General features: G+C 50.1%; 1 protein-coding gene. It reads right to left on the bottom strand.

Annotation, left to right across the window (positions count from 1 at the left end):
• Nucleotides 1-185: 185 nt before the first annotated feature.
• Nucleotides 186-1343 (bottom strand): transposase (locus tag RMO15_RS00660; protein WP_309706907.1); only part of this gene is annotated, 1158 nt, incomplete at its 5' end.

The raw sequence follows: 1343 nt of genomic DNA on the forward strand, positions 1-1343 counted from the left end.
TCAAAGTCGCTCCGCGACAGGGGCACAGTTTAACTATGGAGACGGGAGGACTATTGTGGGAAAATCATTCGATGCACGGAAATCTTGGGTTCGAATATGGCACACTTTCTTTGTGCTTGGTCAATACCTTCGCCAAAATAGCCTGCCTTTTCAGAAGGCATACGTCGTGTCGCCAAGAGTAAATCTCAAGGCGAAAGTTCCATTTTTGAGACCGATTTTGAGGCCGACGACCGGCAAGAAGTAGCCTTGCCTTCCGGATGGATCAAGCCAAGACGACAAACCTGGTTCAGAACCGATTCCAGACGCCAAAGCACACCAGAACAAACAATCCCATCCGCAAACTCCGGAAGACATTTCAAGGCTGAAGGCAGATACTTCAAGGTCTCCAGAGCGTAGCGACGGCCACGATAGTAACTTTTCAGATCAGCAATACCCGCCTGGGGAAACGACTCGCCAAAACACTCCAAAAGGTGGCAACTCAGATTGCCCAGGAAAAACGAGAGGCCAACTGCGTTCTGGACAGAGGTCTCACCAACACACACAAAGTCAGAAAGACCAAAATGCTGCTTGGCATCGCGAAACTCAAACTCGATCTGGAAACGCAGGCTGTAGTACTCCACCAGCAAGAGGGCTTCTAGGGCCAAGTCGCTGCTAAACAAGACCACATGTCCGCGACGCCCTGTCACCAGGTGCGTCTTGACAATCACCACGATATTGAGCACCTCAGCAAAGTCTTTGTGCCGACAGGGCATCTGATAGACTTCACGCTCATAGTCGTCTTCCTGCTCACACGACACCCGAGAGGCAAGCGGCAGGTTGTTGTAATCGAGCCTATCGCCATACCTCAGACGAGGGCTGCCTTGTTGCTGAGCGTCTGTTGGCAAAAGATACAGTTGAGCGTCGTGCCTCATTTTGGAGATGAGATGCAATCCCAACTGGCGCGTCATCAGGTAGGAGGGATGATTTCCAAAATGCCCATCCAAAACCAAGTAATGCAACGCAATCTTCTTACCAATCAGCGCCAGAAGCTTCTGGGTCCAGAGAAGGATGCGCGCAAGCTCCGGGTTTAGCGTGATCTTCTCTTTGTTCTTGTTTTTACTTCCCTTAGGTCGTCCTGCTTTCTTGATAGATTCGCTTCTCTTGTTATTTTTGGATTTTCTGTCTTCTCTTTTTTTCTTGGCATCGTCTTTCTCTTGCTGAGTACGGACGACTTGCTGGACCGACAGGGTATAGGCTTGTCGTTTTTGGACATTGACCAGAGCCAGAGCGAAGAAAGCGACTGCGGGGACCGGTTTCTGGGCAAGGGAGGAGAAAAAACGGTCTAATCCAAAGGTATGTTTCCC

The organism is Armatimonas sp. (genome assembly GCF_031410135.1).
Lineage (GTDB): Bacteria > Armatimonadota > Armatimonadia > Armatimonadales > Armatimonadaceae > Armatimonas.